The sequence below is a fragment of the Variovorax sp. P4_D9 genome (assembly GCF_056401695.1).
This window is the reverse complement of the sequence record NZ_JBFUIU010001765.1, coordinates 1-527: the sequence shown is the minus strand read 5'-3', so window position 1 is coordinate 527 and position 527 is coordinate 1. Positions and strand designations below refer to the sequence as shown.

Here is a 527-nt window from a genome sequence, read left to right as displayed (position 1 = left end):
CCACCGGCGAGCCCGGGTCGTTGGGCCGCACCCGCAGGTGGGCCGCGACATGGCGGGGGGCGTCGCCGCCCACCCCCACCAGGGTGTGCACGCCGGCGTGCACGCCGGCGCGGCCGGCCTCGACTTCGAATCGGACCTCCGCATCGGCCAGCACCGGGTGCGCGGTGGTGCGGAAGTCGCATCGCAGCGCCGTCGGCGTGACTTCGATCAAGGCATGGCCGCGGCGGTCGCCGCGCGCATGGACCACATCGAGGTTGTCTCGCCGCAAGCGCGCCATGGCAGCCGCGCTGGCGCCGCGCGAAGTGACCGAGCCGCCGACGAACTCGCTGGCCACCACCGGCGAGCCCGGGTCGTTGGGCCGCACCCGCAGGTCGGCCGCGACATGGCGGTGGACGTCGCCGCCCACCACCACCAGGTTGTCCACGCCGGCGTGCACGCCGGCGCGGCCGGCTCGGACCTCGGTCTCGAAGCGCGCATCGGCCAGCACCGGGTGCAGCACCGGGTGCGCGGTGGTGCGGAAGTCGCAT

General features: G+C 75.7%; 1 protein-coding gene. It reads right to left on the bottom strand.

What is annotated here, in order from left to right; genetic code table 11:
• Positions 1-527, bottom strand: a 527-nt coding sequence (locus AC1DY5_RS58235) for an alkaline phosphatase D family protein (RefSeq protein ID WP_478123126.1), incomplete at both ends; no start/stop codon positions are given.